The following is a 19,228-nucleotide window of genomic DNA, read 5'->3' as shown; positions in this document are numbered from 1 at the left end:
GGTACTTTGGATTAAAAATCCATTGATAAGTTCTCGGGGTTTCAACCCTCGAAGAGGTACAAAAAATCCCGCTTCCGGAAATGTTAGATGAGCATGTTGCAGTTCATCAATTTCAGCCTAAGGTTGTATCTCTACAATATTTTCTCTGTATTTCCATTTTCAATAAGCGAAAGAAGAACATCATTTTCAATCCTTTATACGTACATTAGAGCATTCATACGTATTCTATGAAAAAGAAGCTCAATATCACCATCGAAGAAAATCTGCTCGACAAAATCAAACAATACGCTGAGCAGCACGAAACTAGTGTCTCAAGCCTGGTTCAAGAACACTTTGAGACCTTGATCAAACCACGCCCAACCCTCCCCAACGGAATGACATTAGTGGAATACATGAAGTCACTGCCGAAATCCAAGGTTGAATTTCCTGAAGGAATGGATTGGAAGGATGAATACTACAAAGCCAAAGCTAAAAAGTGGGGCTATGAAGATCTTCTTTGATGTAAATGTGATATTGGATTTTTTTCTGGAAAGAAGTCCCAACCAAGATCAGTTGAACGAACTCTTGCAAAAACTCGAAGAAGGGAAAATACAAGGTTTTATTTCCATTTCAGTTCTCCAGACTTGTTGTTACTACCTAGAACTAGCGAAAGGCCTGGAAGTAACCAAGCAAATTGCCGGGGTAATTGCCAGAAGGTTTGATTTTTTGGATGGTTCCAAATATGAAGTTTTAAGTGCTATTGAATCAGAATTTGATGATATCGAAGACGCAATCCACTATTTTATCTGTAGCCATGCTGAAATGGAAGGAATCGTTACAAATGATCAAAAGTTTCTAAAGCACTCCAAACCTCATCTCCCTGTTTTAACGCCAATTCAGCTTTTGGAAAAGCTTTAAAAGGAAAAATCCTGCTTCCGGAGAAGCAGGACACAAAGGTCTTATAATTCAAGCATTTAGGCAGAATTACCAATTTTCAAACCCAGTTCTACCATTTCGGGAAATAGGAAGTTGGAACTCTTATCAGCTCTGTACTGTAATGGTTGGTTCCCGGAGATAGAGTCCCATTTTTCCGGATGAGAAAAAGGTTTTTCCCGTCCTTAGAACTCACTATTTCAGAAATATCGTTGAATCTCATGAACATTTCCCTGAATTCCCCGGTCGAATAGTCAAAAAACATCAAATACTTCAACAAATAATAATAGGTAGAAAGGGGCTTATCGGGGTTATAGGTAAAATCTGAACTGTTGTCGTTTAATGCTTGGATATCAAATTTCCTCGTTTCAGATCCAGCAATAGGGTCAACAATGGATTGTACAAAGTTCTGGAGGAAAATGAAACTGTTGTCATTCCTATTCGGTACTATTCTTATAGGACGGAATAAATATTTTGATTTATTCATTGTGATCCTATCCGTCTCCTGTTCATAAACCGCATAGCTAGTAAATTGATTCGGACTCATTAAATAGAGCTTGGAATGATCGAAATTGTGGTGAATAAAATCCACCATGGTCAAAGTAAAATTTTCCCCATACTGCGGATGAACGGTAATTTCATCATTCTTTTTACTGTCAATCACATACCACCTTACCGCACTGGAACCTTTGGCACCTAGGCTGATTACCCCCTTTCCTGAATTTAGAAATTCCAGATTATAGGGATAAATAACAGGAAATTCAGGATGATCAGTCAAAATAGGGGTCATTTGAATTTTTCTCTTCAAAGAAAAATTGTTTTTGTCGAACACGTCAACAAATGACCTTTCTACGTAGTACACATAAATCTCGCTTGTTGCATTATTGATGGCAAAGCCCTGGGGAGCATGAGGCAGTTCAAGTCTACTCTTTATAGAAAAGTCATTCAACGAAATCCTATACAACAAATCCTGACCTAAGGTTTGAATCCATAGCGAGGTTCCATCTTTATCAAACGTTTTTCGATGTAGGTATCCTTCCAAAATTATTTTTTTTTCGAAAAAATCAACCTCAAAATTTTCCTCATAACTATTTCCGTGATAATCTTCAAAATTGATGGTAAACCCATAGGACTGTCCCGGATCTCCGCATGAATACTCAAAAGTCACTTGCTTATTCTCCTCCTTATAAAAAAATTGAAACGGAAAGTTAGGGTGGCACAAAAAAAATTTATGCTGAATGGACTTGATTTTCACAGGAGTATTGAACTCCAATCTAACAGAATCCGGATTAAGTACTTTCTCATCCATATATCCTAAAACCGGCAACACCTTAAAGATAAACGCCTTAGGTATTTGTTCAATCAAAATTTCCTTTTTTACATCACCTGAAACAAGGGTGACTTTCCCGATTCGTTTATCACGCGTATCATTTGACTCAAGATTAAATTTTATCTCCGCATTTCCCTTTCCTTCAATTTTATCGACTTTTATCCACGCAGAGGTATTTTCTACAATCCAAGAGGAGTTGGATTGGATGGAAATGCTCCATTCCTGTGGAGTATACTGTTTCAGAAAAGATGAATCAGAAACGGACAGGTAATTTTTGCCCGATAATAGATTTATCTCCAATCGGGTAATTTTATCTTTTTCGATACTTACTTTCAGCGTCTGTCCCAAAAAAGCATCCTTGGAAAAAGACACAGATCGTGTCCCTACAAAAATACCGGCAATCTCAAATTCCCCATTAGCATTGGAACTCGTCGTGAAGGTGGAGTTGCCCATCTCCATGTCAATTTTTACATCAGGAATTGCTTGGCCGAATTGGTTTACAATTACACCATTTAAAAAGCCCTTTTCGGGTTCTTTATTGGGTTGCTCTGTTTCTTTTTGACATGAAGCCAAAAGCCATACTAATCCAATAAGTAAGTGGAAGGATTTTAAATTCATTGGCTTGTTTTTTTTTTGAAGCCCCCAGAAAGCCCATTATTCCGGAAACTGACTTGTTCTGGCTTTATTGATGGTGGTTGATTTCAAAATCTTAGAGGTAATGAGAACTACAGGCAAGGAAATCTTCGAGTACGCCGCGGCGCACTCAAAGGTTAAGCGCTTCCCACAAAATCTCCACCGGATGCTTGGCTTTTCGCCCAGTCCCATCAGCAATCTGATGTCTACAAGAAGTGCCAGGTGCTGCGATGATTGTTTCTGTCTCAGCATTTCTCACAGCCGGAAATAGCACCAACTCCCCGATTTGCTGAGATACTTCGTAATGCTCTTTTTCATATCCAAAGCTTCCCGCCATCCCGCAGCAACCACTTGGGATGGTTTCAACGAAATAATTGACAGGAAGCGAAAGTAGCTTCTGAGTCCAATTCAGCGATGACAAAGCCTTCTGATGACAATGACCATGAAGTTTAATCTTTTGAGGTTGAGCCGTGAAAGATTCTGCTTTGATATTCCCGGCAGCTACTTCCTGCCCCAGAAACTCATCGATCAGCTTGACGTGAAACTTGAGCTTTTTCGCAGCTTCTACCAAGTCCGCTCTGACAATCCGTGGATATTCATCTCGAAAACCAAGAATGGCCGAAGGTTCCAAACCTATCAATGGCGTATTGCCATCGATCAGTTTGTCAAAGATCCGCACATTGGATTCCGCATGCTTTTTGGCTTTTTCCAGTAAACCCTTTGAAAGTGCGGATCGTCCACTTTCCGCATGATCCACGACTTTCACTTCGTAGCCCAGCTTTTTCAGCAAAGAAATGGCCTTGATGCCGATTTGGGTATCGTTGTGGTTGGTGAATTCATCCACGAAGAAATAAACCGATTTGATGGGCTTGGCTGGTCCCTCCAAACTCGCATAATTCTTTTTGTACCACTTTCTTAAGCTGATTGAGCTGATTTCAGGCAGGTTCCGCTGAGGGGCGACATTCAAAAATGACTTCATCAGACCACCCGTGAAGGAATTTTTCAGGAAGAAATTGGCAATACCAGGAACGATCGAACCCAATTCATTCAATTCATTGATGTAAGCAAAAGCTTTGGATCGAAGGGGAATTCCGTTTGTTTTTTGGTATTGATACAGGAATTCGGCCTTCATGCTTGACATGTCCACGTTCGATGGACACTCGGCGGTACAGCCTTTACAGGATAGGCAAAGGTCCATAGCTTCCTTGATCTCGGGATGGTCAAAGGCATTTTCTTTGTTGTCCATCGTCAGAAATTCCCTCAGGGTATTCGCCCGACCACGAGTCGTATCCCGCTCATTTCGGGTGGCCATAAAGGAAGGACACATCGTCCCTCCTGATCCCGGTAATTTTCGGCAGTCACCGGAACCATTACATTTTTCCGCCAAGCGAAGAATTCCACCTGCTGCTGAAAAGTCAAAAACGGTCTTATGCTCGGGAGTTTTCATTTCTGGTTCATAGCGCAGAAACTTATTCATCGGGGCGGCATCCACGATCTTGCCCGGATTGAAGATGTTTTTTGGATCCCATTTGTACTTGATCCTGCGGAAAAGTTCGTAATTCTTCTCTCCCACCATCAGCGGAATAAATGCGGCCCGAACACGTCCATCTCCATGTTCCCCGGAAAGCGAACCTTGATATTTTTTCACCAGTTTGGCTGAAGCCAAAGAAATCTGGTAAAACTCCTCCACATCTTCGGCCTTCTTCAAATCCAAAATCGGACGCATGTGAATTTCTCCTGCACCTGCGTGCGCATAATGCACCGGATTTTGATTGAAGCCTTTGAGGATTTCATCCAACTCATCGATGTAATCGGCCAAGTCTTCGATATCGACAGCTGTGTCTTCGATACAGGCCACAGCTTTAGGATCGCCCGGTATATTTCCCAAAAGACCCAAGCCAGCTGCTCGAAGAGACCAAGCAGATGCTACACGTGCTGGTTCGATGATGGGATACGCGTAGCCGTAGCCCGCAGCTTTCAGATCGGCTACTAGGGCCTCCCCTTTTGTCATGGCTTCATCGAGGGTTTTGCCGCGGAACTCGATCATCAGAATCGCAATGGGATCGCCCTCGACGAAGTATCGGTTTTTTGAGTATTCAATGTTTTCCTTTGTGCAGTCGAGAATGATTTTATCCATCAATTCCACCGCAGTTGCCGGATGCTTCATGGCAACTTGGGCGGATTTCATGCTTTCATGGATGCTGATAAAATGCGCCGCCACGACGATTTCCACCGGATCTGGAAGCGGATCAAGGCTAATTTTGATTTCGGTGGTGAAAGCCAAAGTTCCCTCTGAACCTGTCAGAAGCTTACAGAAATTGAATTTCTCCTTCCCTCCGAAAAGCTCAGCCTTCAGCAATTCATCCACCGCATAGCCGGTATTTCGGCGGTGAATGGATTTCTTTGGAAATTGAGCATGAATCTCTTCGCGATTCTCCGGATCATTGAGTTCGTCAAAAGCCTGACGATAGAGCATTCCCTCTAGGTCTTTTTGTCCGCACTTTCGGTCAAATTCATCCTGAGAGATTTCTCCAAAAACGACCTTATTCCCATCGCTGAGTATCGTATTGAGTGAAATTACTTTGTCGCGAGTCACCCCATAGACAATCGAAGTCGTCCCGGAGGAATTGTTTCCAACCATCCCGCCGATCATTGCACGATTGGCAGTGGAAGTGATCGGGCTGAAAAAGAGACCGTGAGGCTTCAGGAATCGGTTGAGTTCGTCACGCACCACGCCAGGCTGCACGCGAACCCAGCGTTCTTCCTTGTTGAATTCGAGGATTTGAGTGAAATGCTTCGAAACATCGACTACGATACCGTTGCCTACACATTGCCCGGCAAGGGAAGTTCCTGCGGTGCGGGGAATCAGGGAAGTGCCATTTTCAGTGGCGAAGCGTATGAGCTTTTGGATATCTGATTCCGACTTGGGAAAAGCTACCGCTAGAGGAATCTCCCGATAGACGGAAGCATCGGTGGCGTAAAGGGTCTTTGTTAAAGAATCAAATTGAAGACTTCCATCCAGTTGGGTGGCAAGTTTTTCTAAATGAGGAACTAGATTAGGCTGATTTGAGGGCATGGACAAAAATAAGGGTATGCGACTGATATGAGAAATCAGATTGAAATTAAAATGTTCAATTTCCAATGATCAAACTCAATGTTCAAGAAATGTTCAAGGAAGGTCTACTTGATTATTGAAAATTGAGAATTAAGAAATTTTCAATTATCAGTGATCAAATTCAATGTTTAAAGAATATCCAATTGAGAATTGAACATTGTCCCGATTCATCGGGATGAGTTTGAAAATTACCCCTTTCCCTCTTTCTTTGCCCAAAATCAAATTCCAATGTTCTTCTATCTCTCCCAGTTTCTGAGTTTTTTTGCCATGCCGCTGACCATTATTTTGATTTTAATTGTGGGCGGATCCGTTTTTATCCGAAGGAAATGGGGAAAAAAATGTCTTTGGACAGGAATCGGGCTTATGCTCTTTATCACCAATCCTTTCTTTTCCAATCTAGCTCTGTTAGCCTGGGAACCGGATTTCAAGTCTTTTGATCAGATCGAAAACCATGAAATCGGCATCGTCCTCACCGGAGTCACCAACCTGAGCAAAACCGCCACAGATCGTACTTTTTTCAACAAAGGCGCAGACCGCATCACCCATGCGCTTCAACTCTACCGCATGGGCAAAATCAAGAAAATCCTGATCACCGGTGGGCAAGGACTCAATCCTGTCAATCCTCAAACAGAAGCGGAAGTCCTCAAGCGATTCCTGCTCATGACCGGAATCCCGGAATCGGATATTTTGATTGAGGATCAGGCTAAAAACACGGCCCAAAATGCACAGTTTACCAAGGTGTTTTTAGAGAAAAATGGGATCACCACCGATCAGAAATTTATCCTGATCACCTCAGCTTTTCACATGTACCGTTCAAAGGGTTGTTTTGATAAAGTTGGTTTGACTACAACTACTTTTCCCTCAGATTACTATTCCCACGATATCAAATACGACATTCCAGCTTTGTTCTATCCTGATGCCGAATCAATTACCTATTGGCATAAATTGGTGAAAGAATGGATCGGGATTGCGATGTACAAGGTAGCTGGGTATATGTAGAAGACTTCAGACCTGCCAGGCTTTTAAAAATTGACAGGTTTCTTTCAATTGAGTAAAATTCACAACAGGATTTAGGAAGTAAAAACTAAACCAAAAGCGTAGCCTGAATTGAATCCCGGAGTTTCACCCCCACCTCAACCTCATTGGCAAATTCCCTCCAGAGCCGTATCGGTTTTTTGACAGATTCAATCTTTTCCAGTGGTTTTTTGATATTCATCTTTCGGGCCACTTCCAAAAAATCATCATCAGAAATCCCTTCTCTTTTTCCATTCACCATCAACGATTGAGCGCTTACCCACATACTTCCCGGTCGGTAAGCATGGCAAATATCATAGCCCGGTGATAAGCTCCATTTACCACTTTGATCCATCAGAAATGCAAAGTTTTTGGTGTGATCGTCACAGTTTCTGGCCAAAACATTAAATACCATCCGCACAAAAAGCTGCTCCGCATCAGGATAAGGCAAGCGTAGCATTCGCATCGTCTCAAATACCTGCTCATAGCTATAAACTCCTACTTGGTTGAAGTCAAAGTGCCTCAATCCGCATAGGCTCTGCATGTGGATTTTTCCGCCATCATCCGTCCGGTCAAAACGCTTGGTCATGAAGTGCGCCCGACCGTTTTCCTCCAAGAGTCTACATTCATTCATCTGAATCCCGGCCGCCTGAGCCATCAGGTAATAGGCCATTTCCACACGACCATACCCAACCGATGTCCCAAACTGTGTATCTGTCACTCCGTCAAACTTAATCAACCAGTGTGAAAAGCCTTTTGGCGCCTCTACCTGACCACTTTTCACCTCTCCGGTTTTGGGATTAAAAGCGATGACCGCTTTGGCACGGGCTCCACCTGCCGAGGTGCCTATTTTAAGAATATCCGTCAGTGCAGCTTCCTCCTCCTTCGAAAGATCCGTTCGAAAATCCTCCCTTGAATTCAGGATTTTATTGGCCATGCCTACCAGACTGTCAATTTCCAAATCTGTCGCCATTGCCATCTCGGTTCGTAATGAAGGCTTGATTTCCAGTGCTCCTACTCCCCTTCTCCCTATAAAACAAAGCAATTCGACCGGATTAAGACTATCCGTGGGACGGCCATTTTGCACCAACCATGCATTGATGAGTTGATTGCCGTACTTGTCAGGAAGCATATCTGCCAAAAGCCCCGGAAGTCCTTTGAAAGTATCAAAAGAATCACTTCGCCCACGCCGGATTTCCGGAAAGGAATGAAGACGCTTACCCTGACTCAAAGGCATGGTTATCGGCGCAATATCCCAGCCCGAATTCAAAAAATCACCGTCAAACTCAAAACTGGCTAATTGTTGAGATTCATCCCAAAGCACTGCTCCAGCCAATTTACCCCAAATCCAGACCTCAGCTGCAATTACCATTCGGAGGGAGGATTATCGGCAGCCACATCAGTATTGCGGACCCGCTGACGCTCGTATTTCTTTTGAAGCTTGATGTATTCGATCGGACTGATCTGCTGCCTCACTTCAAAAGCCTCTAAAATCTGCAACTCATCCAAAACCCGAAGCACCTGAATCAGCGTGATGAGATTAACCTTCTCTCCCCGCTCAAGCAAACTTAAGGTAGACCTGCTGATGCTCGCCTCCTCAGCCAGAGTATCCTGGGTCTTATTGAGTGCCATTCGCTTCTTTTTGATGAAATCCCCAATCATCCTGAGGATCGCCATATCCGATAACTGCGCTATATCCATGACTTAAAATTCATTCATTATGATCAAATATACAATTTAATGAATGAAAAATCAATCAAAATTAGATTTTAGAGGCTAGATGCAAGAAACAAGAGCCAAGAATCGAAATACGCAAAGACACTAGTTTCAAGACATAAGTATTACGATGTAAAAAAAACAAAGAAATCGATTCAATTCGCTACAGCCAAAGAGGTAAGTAGTCAGAAGAAAAATTACAGGAAAAAATTGAATAATAAATGATAAATCATTCATTAATCAATAAATTAAAATTTAATGACTGATTTATAGTGCAATAAAGTATATATAAAGGATTTAATAAAAAATATTTGACTCTCAACAATCTCAGCTCTTGCATCTCGGTTCTTGCCTCTGTCTTGTTTATTATATCTCGTCTCTTTCTTCTATAAAGCATACTGCCACTGCCTACTTTTTCAGCCTACTTCCGGCAGGTAAACTTTCTTACTTATGAATTCAGCCTTCTAAAACCTGCTCCACACCCATTCCCAAATCCAGCCTTTCTCCTCCAGCAAAATAGGATGATAAGCCAAAGCAGATTTGGCTGTTGGTGAATTAAAAAATCGCTGATCATCCGTCAAAACAGCAGTTTGATCACCAGCAAAATCTATCTTCAACAAGTCCATCACAGAAGAAGGGATTTCCTTTGAAAAAGCGGCATCCGATTCCAGTAGTTTGCTTTTTAGACTCCAGTCTGATTCGTAACCCAAGGTCTTTACGTCTGGAGTCGGAATATTCCGAACTTTCGACTGAGCTTTCACAAAACCCAAAAACTCCCTTAGCAATATCAAACCCGGATTTTGAAGCTGTCCGGAACGGAAATCCTCCGGTTCGATCGAATTGATCACATGCATCATCTTTCGCGCTCGCGTGATCGCTACGTTCAGCCGATTTTCAGCTCCTGACTTACCTAGAAGACCAAAGTTAGTGATCAGCTTCCCTTCACGATTGGGCGCATATCCCAAAGAAAGAATCACCTGATCAAACTCATCTCCCTGCACATTTTCGATGTTCCGAACTTTAATTTCCCCATCCTGAATACCTGCTTTCCACAACTTCTCCCGGATCAGTTCCATTTGGAAATAATTTCCGGTCACGATTCCAATCGAATCCTCAGGATAGCTTTCTCGAATGGTTTTCACCCGTTCCACCACTGCGTCCGCCTCCATTTTATTCATCTGATTTTCCCAGATTCCTTCTGTTTTTTCCCAGGAAAAGGGCGATTTTCCAATCTTGACAGTTTGGTAATCAGGCAAAGTCTCTAATTGATTTTCGTAAAAATGTGCATTGGAAAAATGAATTAAAGCCGGGTCTTCGGAACGATAATGGCCTTTTAGCTGATTTTTTTCAAAGAAATGTCCCGCCAATTCCAGAAGTGACTCAGCTTCATATTCCATGCCTTCCCCGTCCGATTCCCATTTGACCTGATAAAAGTCGGAAGGTCGAAGTTGTTTGGAATCACCCGCAACAACCACCTGTTTTCCGCGGAGCATGGCAGGTAAACCCCGTTCCACCGGACATTGGGAAGCTTCATCAAAAATGACCAGATCAAAATCCTGATGCAAAGGAAACAAAGCCGAAACTGTCTCCGGACTTGCCAGCCAACAAGGCAAAATTCTAAAAACCTCCACTCCCAATTCCTCCACCAGCTTGCGAATTGACCAACGCTGCCGTTTTTTACTGACTTGATGTAAAAGCTCACGGTAAGTCAACCGATTCCCCAGGCGATTAAACTCAAGTTGCGAACTTACCTGCTCCCGAAGTCGGAGTAAAGCCATGTGCCGGGAGATTTTCCGCTTTTCCAGAATTGCCGTTTTCAGTTCATCCATTTCCTGAGCCAACTTCAAACTTCCCGCCTCGGCAAGCGAAGGGGTTCTACGTTCCAATTCCGCAATCCAGGCGAGATACCAGCCATTTCGAAATGCAGAGACTTTTGCTCCCTCCTGCTGATCTGCAAATTGACTTTCCAGCGCTTCAGCTAATTGTCTTTTCTCCGGCTCCCAATTTTTGAGAAAACGATCAAACGCTACTAACTCCGAGAAAGCCTGATTTAGAATCAATTCATTACCAAATGAAAACTGGCTAGAATTATCACTCAGCCCAGCCATAATTTGACTTGGAACAAGCCACAGCCGCAAGCCTTGTACTGATTTCTGAAATTCCCGCGTCCAATCTGCAAGAGTTGATAATTGAGATTGAAACGATACAAACTCCAATTTGGCCCAGGAAGTCAAGTATTGAATCTCGGGAAAATCATTCCAAAGCTTTTCCCAATTCAAAATATGATTAATCTGCTTCAATTGTTCGTCCAGTTTTTCCGGAGAAAATTGCTCCCTCGGAAAACCCTGAACAAGAGGCAAGTCAGAATATTCGTTAAACAATCGAATAAGGGTTTTGGCTTCTTTCTGAATTTGGGAAAGGGATTCAAAATTGAGTTTAAGTCCATTACCATCCATAAGCTGAAAGCTTAGCGGAAACTTACTTTTACTCCAAGCGGCAAAGATTTTTCCAAAAAAAGATTTCGATTTTGGAAGTAAAATCTCCAATTCAGAATTTAGAATTTCTAGATTTTTCAACTCAGACATATTGACCAAACTCAACTTTGAAAGCTCAGTTTGGGCTTTGATAATCCACCTTTGAATCTGATTCAGTTTTTTGATTTCTACTTTTTGAAATAGAAGGGAAAAAGAAATCTTAGCCTTTGGAAGCTGATTCAGGCTTTCTTGTAGATGGAAAAGCCGCTCTGAGGCTGTTGTCGAATGGATAATCGAGCTTAAAAAATCAGTCCATCTACGCTGCTCAAAACCAGAGGGAAATGACTTTCTGATCCTATCTAAGTCTAGCAAACTTTGGTGGATTCTCCCAAAATCTCCCGGCTCCACTGCTGAAAAAGATATCCGATTTTCCCAAAAAGTGTTGTTGAACTTTTTAGAATATCCGTGGAAAATCTTGAACTCCTTTTCAAAATCAAGGGATTGTTGGTAATCCAATTTGAGCAAAAGACCGGATTCACGTAATGCCGGCTTATCCAATGCCACATTTCTATACATTGCTTTGACAGGAATTCCGGCAGGTTGTGGATTGAAAAGTTCAGAACGAAAATTCTCAAACTTTTCGGAGAGTCGTGATATCGTTCTGGAAAGCCGGGAAATCTCACGCTCCAACTGAATCGAATCGATTCCCCGATTTAATTCCTGATAAGGTTCTATCGAATCTATCTGCTTTTTGATTTTCTCATACAGCAGCTTATGATCTGCACGAAAATCATGCACCAATCCCAAAAAATCCCCAAACCCCGCCTTCTCCATTCGCTCAAAGACCACATCCAAAGCAGCACGCTTTTGGGACACGACCAGCACTTTTTTTCCTCTTGCGATGTAATCAGAAACCAAATTGGCGATCAGTTGAGATTTGCCCGTGCCAGGTGGACCTTCGACAACAACGCTTTTCCCCTGACGAACTTTTACCAGAACATTTTCCTGAGAAGCATCTAGTGGAAAAACCGGAAAAAGCTGCTCTTCACTAGGAATGGGTAGATTCTCATCATTCGCAAAGAACTGTTGAAATAGCCCCTCCAGTGAGATTTCGGATTGCTCTGAGATCAATTCTTCGTACTCCCTAAAAAGAAAACTTCCTTTCTGGGCAAATTGACCCAGGACCGCGTAGGTCTTAAGTTTTAATTTCCCATCTTCAAAAACACTTTGATCCAAGCTGATTTGAGAATTGGGAAAAGGGGTAATTTGATCTTCGAAAATTACCGCACTGAGTTGTAGGGCGAAATTTTCAGATATAATTTTTGAAAGTTGAGTTCGAAATTCTATGGAATCAGTGGCAAATCCCTGCAAAGCCTCATCCAGTGATTCTGTGTTGATTTCGCTTCTGATCGCATGCCTATAGGCCAAAAGAAACGCAGGATTCCATTGCCATGAATTTTCGGCCAATAAGTACCAGTTTCCTTTTTCCCTTTTCAAACTCACCGGAAGGAGCAGAATCGGAGCTCTTAGTATTTGGCCGTTGATTAACTTTCCCTCCACATAAGGCCATCCTGTAAAAAGGCTTAGCTCGCCGGTCTCTTCCTGAAGTAATTGATCCCTAAAAGCAAGTCTGGATAGGTTTTTTGAAAGTTGATTCGTATCGCCTAACCTGGGGTCAATTTCAGGAATGAGGGGAATTTGCCTTTTCCCCTGAATGAGATTTTGAAGCACTCCGAAGGCCGGTTCACCATTTAAAAAATCGAAATCACGGATATCAATCATTCCTGAGCCCTCGATCTTTGGCATATAGAGCGACTTGTTTTTGGAAGACAGGTCTGTGAGCCGATTGAGGTAGGTCTGAAAAATGGAATCGCTCATTTATTTCAAAGGAGAATCCTTTTCCTTGGCCATTTCACGAAAGACTATTCCATCCATAATTCCTGGTACCCACTTATTGAGGAACACCGCCAATTTTCCCTGCGTGGTTAAAATCAGATCTCTTTTTCGTTTCAATGTCGCCTTTAATATTTCGACTGCCACCTCTTCCGCAGTCATCATTTTACCCTCATCTCTCGGGGATTCTCCCTGAGTTTTTCCATGGGCAGTCAGGGCACTGTTACGGATATTTGAGGCTGTAAAACCCGGCGCTACAATCATAACATGAACGCCCTGATTCATGATTTCCGTACGGAGCGATTCAAAAAATCCGTTCATCGCATATTTACTGGCAGTATAAGCAGTTCGCGCAGGAGTACCCCGGTAGCCGTTAATTGAGGAAATCCCAATGATCGATCCATTCGACTCCAGAATAGCAGGGAGACAAAATTTGGTAGCGTAAACCGTCCCCCAAAAATTAGTATCGATCACCTTTCGGAAAACCTCCAAATCCACATCCTGAAAAAGTGCTCGCATCGATATCCCGGCATTGTTGATCAGGATATCAATTCTACCAAACAGTGCTAGGGTTTTTTCGGTAATTAATCTGTTGTCACTTTCAGATGCAGCATCTGCCAAAATGGGCAAAACCTCGATCCCCAGCTCCTTCAGTTGTTTTGAACTTGAGTCAAGCTTTTCTTGGTTACGGCCTGTAATGACGATTTTTGCACCTTCCTTACCAAAAACCAAAGCGCATGCTTCCCCAATTCCGGAAGTTGCACCTGTGATAATGACGACTTTGTCTTTGAGTTTCATGGGTTCATTTTCGCCTGTAAAGATAGGGAATTGAGGGAAAAGGAATGATTTAAGGAAGCTATTCTTATGTGAATCCAAATAATGAATCTGTAAGATTCAGAAAGGGCAACTATCCAAACGCGGCGCTGGCACGACAATCAATACGCAATGCAATGGCTTTTGCTCCTAAATATAATAATCTGACTCCTTGTTGAGTTTTTAATTTAGCCTTCAGGGTTTCAAAAACCCCAAAGGTCAAATCCCTATTTTTCCCTAATTTTGCGGCCATGTCGCGAAAAATGAAAAATAAGGTCGTCACCAACCTGCAGATCGAGCGAATCGCTTCGGAAGGTAAATGTGTTGGCCATCATGAGGGAAAAGTGGTTTTTGTGTCCGGTGTCGCTCCAGGAGATGTGGTCGATGTACGCATCACCAAAGGAAAAAGCTCATTTATGGAGGGAGAAGTCGTTCATTTCCATGAATATTCCAAAGATCGGATAGAGCCTTTCTGCTCACATTTTGGTACCTGTGGAGGTTGCAAATGGCAGCACATCCACTATGACCTGCAGAAAGACTACAAGCGACAGCAGGTAGTGGATCAGTTTCAGCGCATCGCCAAAGTGCCGATTCCTGAGGTGATGCCGATCTTAGGTTCAGCCAAAACCCAATACTACCGCAACAAGCTTGACTTTACTTTTTCAAACAAAAAATGGTTGACGCTGGAGCAGATCCGGTCCGAGGAAGATTTTGAGCGAAGTGCGCTGGGATTTCATATCCCAAAGATGTTTGACAAAATCATCGACATCGAGCACTGCTACCTTCAAGGTGGACTTTCCAATGACATTCGAAATGAACTTCGGACTTTTGCTCTAGCGAATAAACTGAGTTTTTACGACATCAGAGGTAATTCAGGCCTTCTCCGCAATTTGATTATCAGGACTACCACGACCAATCAAACCATGGTTATTGTTCAGTTTGGAGAAAATGACCTGGAGTCAATTAATCTGGTCATGGAGTTTTTGATTGCAAGATTTCCGGAAATAACGGCCTTGATCTACGTCATCAACACCAAGGGAAATGAAACGTACAACGACTTGGAACTGGTAACTTTCAGCGGTCTTCCCTACATCGAGGAAGAAATGGAAGGGCTGAAATTCAGAATCGGACCAAAATCCTTCTACCAAACCAACTCAGAGCAAGCCTATGAATTGTACAAAGTGGCTCGGGATTTTGCCGATCTCCAAGGCGATGAGGTGGTCTATGACCTCTACACCGGTACAGGGACTATCGCCAACTTCGTAGCTAAAAAAGCAAAACAAGTCATCGGGGTGGAATACGTCGAAGCCGCAATCGAAGATGCCAAACTCAATTCCCAACTAAACGGGATTGACAATACGCTCTTTTACGCAGGTGACATGAAGGATATTTTAAATGAAGAATTCATCTCTAATCATGCCGCTCCGGACGTCATCATCACCGATCCACCCCGTGCCGGAATGGATGAAAAAGTAGTGGAAATGCTCCTCAGACTTGCTGCTCCCAAGATCGTCTATGTCTCTTGTAATCCGGCAACCCAAGCTCGAGATTTGGCACTCCTCGGAGAAAAATATTCGGTGGAAAAAGTCCAGCCTGTGGACATGTTTCCCCAAACTTATCATGTCGAAAATGTGGTTCTCCTAACCTTGAAAAAATGATTTCAGATTTCAACGATCCCGAACTTAGCGGGAAATATTTGGGTACGATCACCAGTGATTTTGTCAAAATTTCAGACGTCCTCAAGGAAGCATCTTATCAAATCCGCTCCCGGGGATTTTCAGATTTCCCGATTTTTCCAATTGCAAAAGACATGCAGCCTATCGGAAAAATCTTCATCGGAAAAGCTGAAAAAGACCTCGATTGGAATTACTTCGTCACCTACGTCGATGAGTTTGTCCAGCGGACTTTGATCGGTGAGGAGGCCCTCGATGACTTCAAAAAAGCATACAAAGACCCTGACGAATTCTGTTGTCTATTTGTCATGGATGGGGCGTTTACTTCTTTTGTCTACATCCCATATCCAAATGATTAATTCAAAAATAGGCTTTACCTATCATTAAGGTAAAGCCCTTTTTATTATTGATTTTCAGTAAGTAAAGTATAGTAACTTACAGCCATATCTAAAGTGAACTCTTATCATTTTCAAAATCAGCACAAAAGCTTACATTTAAGAAAATCACCTAACCCTTAACTCCTTGACCTCCAATACTCTTCTTCAAGTTGAAAATGCGCAAGTCCACTATCTTGGAAAAGTCACTTTTCAACGGCTCAATTTCACCTGGCAAGAAGGACAGCATTGGGCAATCATAGGAGATTCAGGTCGGGAACTTACCGCATTTTTAGAAACGCTTCGAGGCAGCACGCATTTGCCGCAAGGAAAAATTTCGAGACCTTTTTCAGAATCCTACACCAGCAATAAAGCCAAGGAGGGTAGTGTCAGCAGCTTTAGAGACTTGATGGCTTATGTCTCGCAACAGTATCGATTCCGAAATAAATCCAACCTGCAGAACTTCTATTTTCAGCAACGATTCAACAGCTCTGAGTCGGATGAAGCTGCGACAGTTCGAGAATATTTGACAGAAAATTCAAGTGCTGGTGCAGGATATTGGAACTTGGAAAATGTCTCAGAATTACTCCGACTCACCACTCTTTTGGATGAATCAATCCTCAAGCTTTCCAACGGAGAAACACGACGTTTGAGCTTGGCTTTGGGACTTCTCTCCCATCCACTAATTTACCTGATGGATCAACCTATGACGGGGCTGGATCAAGAAAGCCGATTGGCTTTTGGGGATTTCTTGAAGACAATTATTGAGCAGGGAATTCACGTCCTGATTACAACTTCAGCTCATGAAATTCCAGATGGAATTACTCATATCGCAAATCTCGATACAGGCGGAATTTCTGAAACTTGGACAAAAGAGAACTACCCTAACATCAAAAAAGAGAATACCGAAATTCCTTGGGATCTTTCCCTTCTTGAAAAACTCATCAACCCAATTTCACCCTCCTCCGAAATAGTGATTGAAATGAAAGATGTAAGTATCCGATATGGAGAAAAGTCCATTCTGAATGGGATTAATTGGAAAGTAGAATCTGGCGAGCGATGGCTTATTAAAGGAAAAAATGGATCGGGGAAATCTACCCTGATTAGCCTTTTAATCGGTGAAAATCCTCAGGCTTATTCTCAGAATTTTTGGCTTTTTGGAAGGAAAAGAGGAACAGGAGAAAGTATCTGGGAACTGAAAAAACCAATAGGATTTGTCGCGCCGGAGTTAGTTCGATTTTTCCCAGCCAACCAAACGGTAAGAAAAGTCATTCTATCCGGTTTTTTTGACACCATGGGTTTGTTCAAAAAGACAACTCTTGAACAAGATTCAAAAGCTCAAGATTGGATGAGGCTTTTCAAATTGGAGTCCTTTGCTGATTTACTAATCCAACGAATTCCCTTAGAGCAGCAACGCTGGACCTTGATGGCGAGAGCATTGATTAAAGACCCAAAACTCTTGATTTTGGACGAAGCTTCTCAGGGAATGGACGCTTTGCAGCGGGCGATTTTTAGAAAGACAATTGAGAAAATCTGCGATTTATCGGGCATCACGCTCATTTATGTAAGTCACTATTCGGAAGATATCCCCCACCAGGTGAATAGGATTTTAAATTTAGATACTAACCTGCAGAAATAAGTATCTGATTTTCATTCTGGCTTCCATAGAAATTCATTCGAACAACTGTTGTTTTGAAAATAATTGTACCAGCTACCGCTATTGAGTTTTCAAAAATCTCGCGGTAGTCACATTTTGGTACATTTTATTCAGGTTCTTGGTTCTTCCATGAGAATTGATTGCTAGATTTATTTAATTCAAAATACCCAATCCAATGAATACTAGCCTGCTTAAAGGCGGTAGGCAGGCCTATCTACCCTAAGCAGTCAGGTTTGACCTTTAAAAAAATTTATAAACACATGAAATCAAGCATGACAAGAATGTCACACACTGGGATGATTATAATTCATGCGAAGATTCCATCTGACCACTGAAAAACAAATTATAAACACATGAAAAGCAGGCGAACTTTTATTCAAAAATTTTTTGCGGGCTTAGCCATTCCCAGTGTGGTTGGAATGAATTCCGCTTTTGCATTTCAGCCGTTTAAGATTAATCAATCATTGGAAGGAGAACAATTCTGGAATCAGATCAGATCTCAATTTCCACTGAACAAAACCAGAATATACTTCAACAATGGCACTTTTGGACCTGCGCCATTTCCTGTTCAAAAAGCCATGGAAGAATCGTTGACGCATACTAATTCTTCAGGAGAATATGGAAATACTGAAATCGAAAGAGAAAAACTGGCGGCTTTTATAGGAGTCAAAACCTCCGAATTGAGCTTGACCCACAATACCACAGAAGGGATCAATATCATGGCTTGGGGAATCCCTTTAGCCAAAGGAGACGAAGTGATCATCACTAATCACGATCACGTGGGAAATGCCTTGCCTTGGCTTAACCGAGCAAAACTTCATGGAATAAACCTTAAAATTTTTACTCCGGCCAACACGCAGTCAGAAAACCTGGATCTGATCAAAAAACTCGTAACCCGCAATACCCGAGTCATTGCAATTCCTCATGTCACATGCACAACAGGACTTGTTTTTCCAATCAAAGAAATCTCGGAATTTGCCCGAAGTCGCGGGATCTTCACGGCAATAGACGGAGCGCATGGAGCTGGGTCCTTTGATTTGGATCTGAAAGATTTGGACTGTGACTTTTATGCCGGATGTTGTCACAAGTGGTTGTTGGGACCAAGTGGGACAGGTTTCCTCTATGTCAATGAGGAAAAGCTTGATCATCTTCAGCCCTATCACATCGGCGGTGGAAGTGACACAGGATGGGATTTGTTTAGCGATCCCCCGACTTTAACAGGTTATGTTGATTCTGCACATCGGTTTGATTATGGAACACAGAGCACATCGCTTATGAAGGGGGTTTCGGCAGCATTATCTTTTCACGAGGAAATCGGAAAGAAAAAAATCGAATTCAGAGTACGGGAATTGAATGAACATTTATTCAATGGGTTAGCTCAATTTGGAAATCAAATCGAATTACTTTCCTCAGTAGAATCCCAATCGAGGATTTCAATGGTTTCCTTTCGCCCAAAACACCACAGTTACCAGGAAGTAGGAAATGCGCTTAGTAAATCAGGATTCAGAGTTCGCCAAGTCCCCGAAGCTGGTGTCAATGCAATTCGTATTTCCACCCACATTTACAATTCAAAGGAAGAGATTGATCTTTTGTTAAAAGCCCTTCCTTCGATTCTCCTCTAATT

At 42.3% G+C, this 19,228-nt stretch carries 14 protein-coding genes; 7 read left to right on the top strand and 7 right to left on the bottom strand.

The genetic code is table 11. From position 1 onward, the window contains the following. The first annotated feature begins 227 nt into the window (after positions 1–227). Both Q8M62_RS08655 and Q8M62_RS08650 read left to right on the top strand, forming a co-directional pair. A complete protein-coding gene (locus Q8M62_RS08655; protein ID WP_304900584.1) occupies positions 228–500 on the top strand; it encodes a DUF6364 family protein in 273 nt (90 codons plus the stop codon). Beyond that, the gene (locus tag Q8M62_RS08650; protein WP_304900585.1) at positions 484–897 is read left to right on the top strand and encodes a PIN domain-containing protein; all 414 of its coding nucleotides are present in this window, start codon (positions 484–486) and stop codon (positions 895–897) included. The genes Q8M62_RS08655 and Q8M62_RS08650 overlap by 17 nt, the downstream gene beginning before the upstream one ends. Positions 898–985: 88 nt before the next feature. Here the strand turns inward: Q8M62_RS08650 and Q8M62_RS08645 are convergent, their stop codons facing one another. Both Q8M62_RS08645 and Q8M62_RS08640 read right to left on the bottom strand, forming a co-directional pair. Beyond that, the gene (locus tag Q8M62_RS08645) at positions 986–2,860 is read right to left on the bottom strand and encodes a carboxypeptidase regulatory-like domain-containing protein (RefSeq protein WP_304900586.1); all 1,875 of its coding nucleotides are present in this window, start codon (positions 2,858–2,860) and stop codon (positions 986–988) included. A gap of 145 nt (positions 2,861–3,005) precedes the next feature. Then, a complete protein-coding gene (locus tag Q8M62_RS08640) occupies positions 3,006–5,951 on the bottom strand; it encodes an FAD-binding and (Fe-S)-binding domain-containing protein (RefSeq protein ID WP_304900587.1) in 2,946 nt (981 codons plus the stop codon). A 267-nt stretch (positions 5,952–6,218) separates the two neighbouring features. Here Q8M62_RS08640 and Q8M62_RS08635 point away from each other — a divergent pair, with 267 nt between their 5' ends. Continuing rightward, positions 6,219–6,989, top strand: coding sequence for a YdcF family protein (locus tag Q8M62_RS08635; protein WP_304900588.1), 771 nt, complete (start codon positions 6,219–6,221; stop codon positions 6,987–6,989). 85 nt (positions 6,990–7,074) lie between these two features. On the opposite strand, the gene Q8M62_RS08630 is transcribed toward Q8M62_RS08635, so the two are convergent. The 5 genes from Q8M62_RS08630 to Q8M62_RS08610 all read right to left on the bottom strand — a co-directional run bounded on the left by Q8M62_RS08630 (position 7,075) and on the right by Q8M62_RS08610 (position 14,153). Continuing rightward, positions 7,075–8,376 carry a type II toxin-antitoxin system HipA family toxin gene (locus Q8M62_RS08630; RefSeq protein WP_305668076.1) on the bottom strand — a complete coding sequence of 434 codons (1,302 nt, stop codon included), beginning with the start codon at positions 8,374–8,376 and terminating at the stop codon, positions 7,075–7,077. Beyond that, positions 8,370–8,705: a helix-turn-helix domain-containing protein gene (locus Q8M62_RS08625; protein WP_304900590.1), complete on the bottom strand. Its 336-nt coding sequence runs from the start codon at positions 8,703–8,705 to the stop codon at positions 8,370–8,372. Before Q8M62_RS08625 ends, Q8M62_RS08630 begins: the two co-directional genes overlap by 7 nt. Positions 8,706–9,184: 479 nt before the next feature. Then, the gene (locus Q8M62_RS08620; protein WP_304900591.1) at positions 9,185–13,072 is read right to left on the bottom strand and encodes an AAA domain-containing protein; all 3,888 of its coding nucleotides are present in this window, start codon (positions 13,070–13,072) and stop codon (positions 9,185–9,187) included. Further along, entirely contained in the window at positions 13,073–13,885 is an 813-nt protein-coding gene (locus Q8M62_RS08615; protein ID WP_304900592.1) for an SDR family oxidoreductase, read from the bottom strand. Positions 13,886–13,994: 109 nt separating this feature from the next. Next, the gene (locus Q8M62_RS08610; protein ID WP_305668078.1) at positions 13,995–14,153 is read right to left on the bottom strand and encodes a hypothetical protein; all 159 of its coding nucleotides are present in this window, start codon (positions 14,151–14,153) and stop codon (positions 13,995–13,997) included. On the opposite strand from Q8M62_RS08610, the gene rlmD reads away from it, so the two are divergent. The 4 genes from rlmD (at position 14,152) to Q8M62_RS08590 (ending at position 19,226) form a co-directional block, all read left to right on the top strand. Then, positions 14,152–15,558, top strand: coding sequence for a 23S rRNA (uracil(1939)-C(5))-methyltransferase RlmD (gene rlmD, locus Q8M62_RS08605; protein ID WP_304900593.1), 1,407 nt, complete (start codon positions 14,152–14,154; stop codon positions 15,556–15,558). The genes Q8M62_RS08610 and rlmD overlap by 2 nt on opposite strands. Continuing rightward, positions 15,555–15,932 carry a hypothetical protein gene (locus Q8M62_RS08600; RefSeq protein ID WP_304900594.1) on the top strand — a complete coding sequence of 126 codons (378 nt, stop codon included), beginning with the start codon at positions 15,555–15,557 and terminating at the stop codon, positions 15,930–15,932. Before rlmD ends, Q8M62_RS08600 begins: the two co-directional genes overlap by 4 nt. Before the next feature lie 163 nt (positions 15,933–16,095). Then, positions 16,096–17,586, top strand: a complete 1,491-nt coding sequence (locus tag Q8M62_RS08595; protein WP_304900595.1) for an ATP-binding cassette domain-containing protein — start codon at positions 16,096–16,098, stop codon at positions 17,584–17,586. Positions 17,587–17,957: 371 nt separating this feature from the next. Beyond that, positions 17,958–19,226: an aminotransferase class V-fold PLP-dependent enzyme gene (locus Q8M62_RS08590; RefSeq protein ID WP_304900596.1), complete on the top strand. Its 1,269-nt coding sequence runs from the start codon at positions 17,958–17,960 to the stop codon at positions 19,224–19,226. Positions 19,227–19,228 lie beyond the last annotated feature (2 nt).

The sequence above is a fragment of the Algoriphagus sp. genome, assembly GCF_030694375.1.
Classification (GTDB): Bacteria; Bacteroidota; Bacteroidia; order Cytophagales; family Cyclobacteriaceae; genus Algoriphagus.
This window is presented reverse-complemented; position numbering and strand designations above follow the sequence as displayed.

Excerpts from the sequence above, each read along its gene's own strand:
- Q8M62_RS08655 (WP_304900584.1), top strand. The coding sequence starts at position 228 with ATGAAAAAGAAGCTCAATATCACCATCGAAGAAAATCTGCTCGACAAA.
- Q8M62_RS08650 (WP_304900585.1), top strand. The coding sequence starts at position 484 with ATGAAGATCTTCTTTGATGTAAATGTGATATTGGATTTTTTTCTGGAA.
- Q8M62_RS08645 (WP_304900586.1), bottom strand. The coding sequence starts at position 2,860 with ATGAATTTAAAATCCTTCCACTTACTTATTGGATTAGTATGGCTTTTG.
- Q8M62_RS08640 (WP_304900587.1), bottom strand. The coding sequence starts at position 5,951 with ATGCCCTCAAATCAGCCTAATCTAGTTCCTCATTTAGAAAAACTTGCC.
- Q8M62_RS08635 (WP_304900588.1), top strand. The coding sequence starts at position 6,219 with ATGTTCTTCTATCTCTCCCAGTTTCTGAGTTTTTTTGCCATGCCGCTG.
- Q8M62_RS08630 (WP_305668076.1), bottom strand. The coding sequence starts at position 8,376 with ATGGTAATTGCAGCTGAGGTCTGGATTTGGGGTAAATTGGCTGGAGCA.
- Q8M62_RS08625 (WP_304900590.1), bottom strand. The coding sequence starts at position 8,705 with ATGGATATAGCGCAGTTATCGGATATGGCGATCCTCAGGATGATTGGG.
- Q8M62_RS08620 (WP_304900591.1), bottom strand. The coding sequence starts at position 13,072 with ATGAGCGATTCCATTTTTCAGACCTACCTCAATCGGCTCACAGACCTG.
- Q8M62_RS08615 (WP_304900592.1), bottom strand. The coding sequence starts at position 13,885 with ATGAAACTCAAAGACAAAGTCGTCATTATCACAGGTGCAACTTCCGGA.
- rlmD (WP_304900593.1), top strand. The coding sequence starts at position 14,152 with ATGTCGCGAAAAATGAAAAATAAGGTCGTCACCAACCTGCAGATCGAG.
- Q8M62_RS08610 (WP_305668078.1), bottom strand. The coding sequence starts at position 14,153 with ATGGCCGCAAAATTAGGGAAAAATAGGGATTTGACCTTTGGGGTTTTT.
- Q8M62_RS08600 (WP_304900594.1), top strand. The coding sequence starts at position 15,555 with ATGATTTCAGATTTCAACGATCCCGAACTTAGCGGGAAATATTTGGGT.
- Q8M62_RS08590 (WP_304900596.1), top strand. The coding sequence starts at position 17,958 with ATGAAAAGCAGGCGAACTTTTATTCAAAAATTTTTTGCGGGCTTAGCC.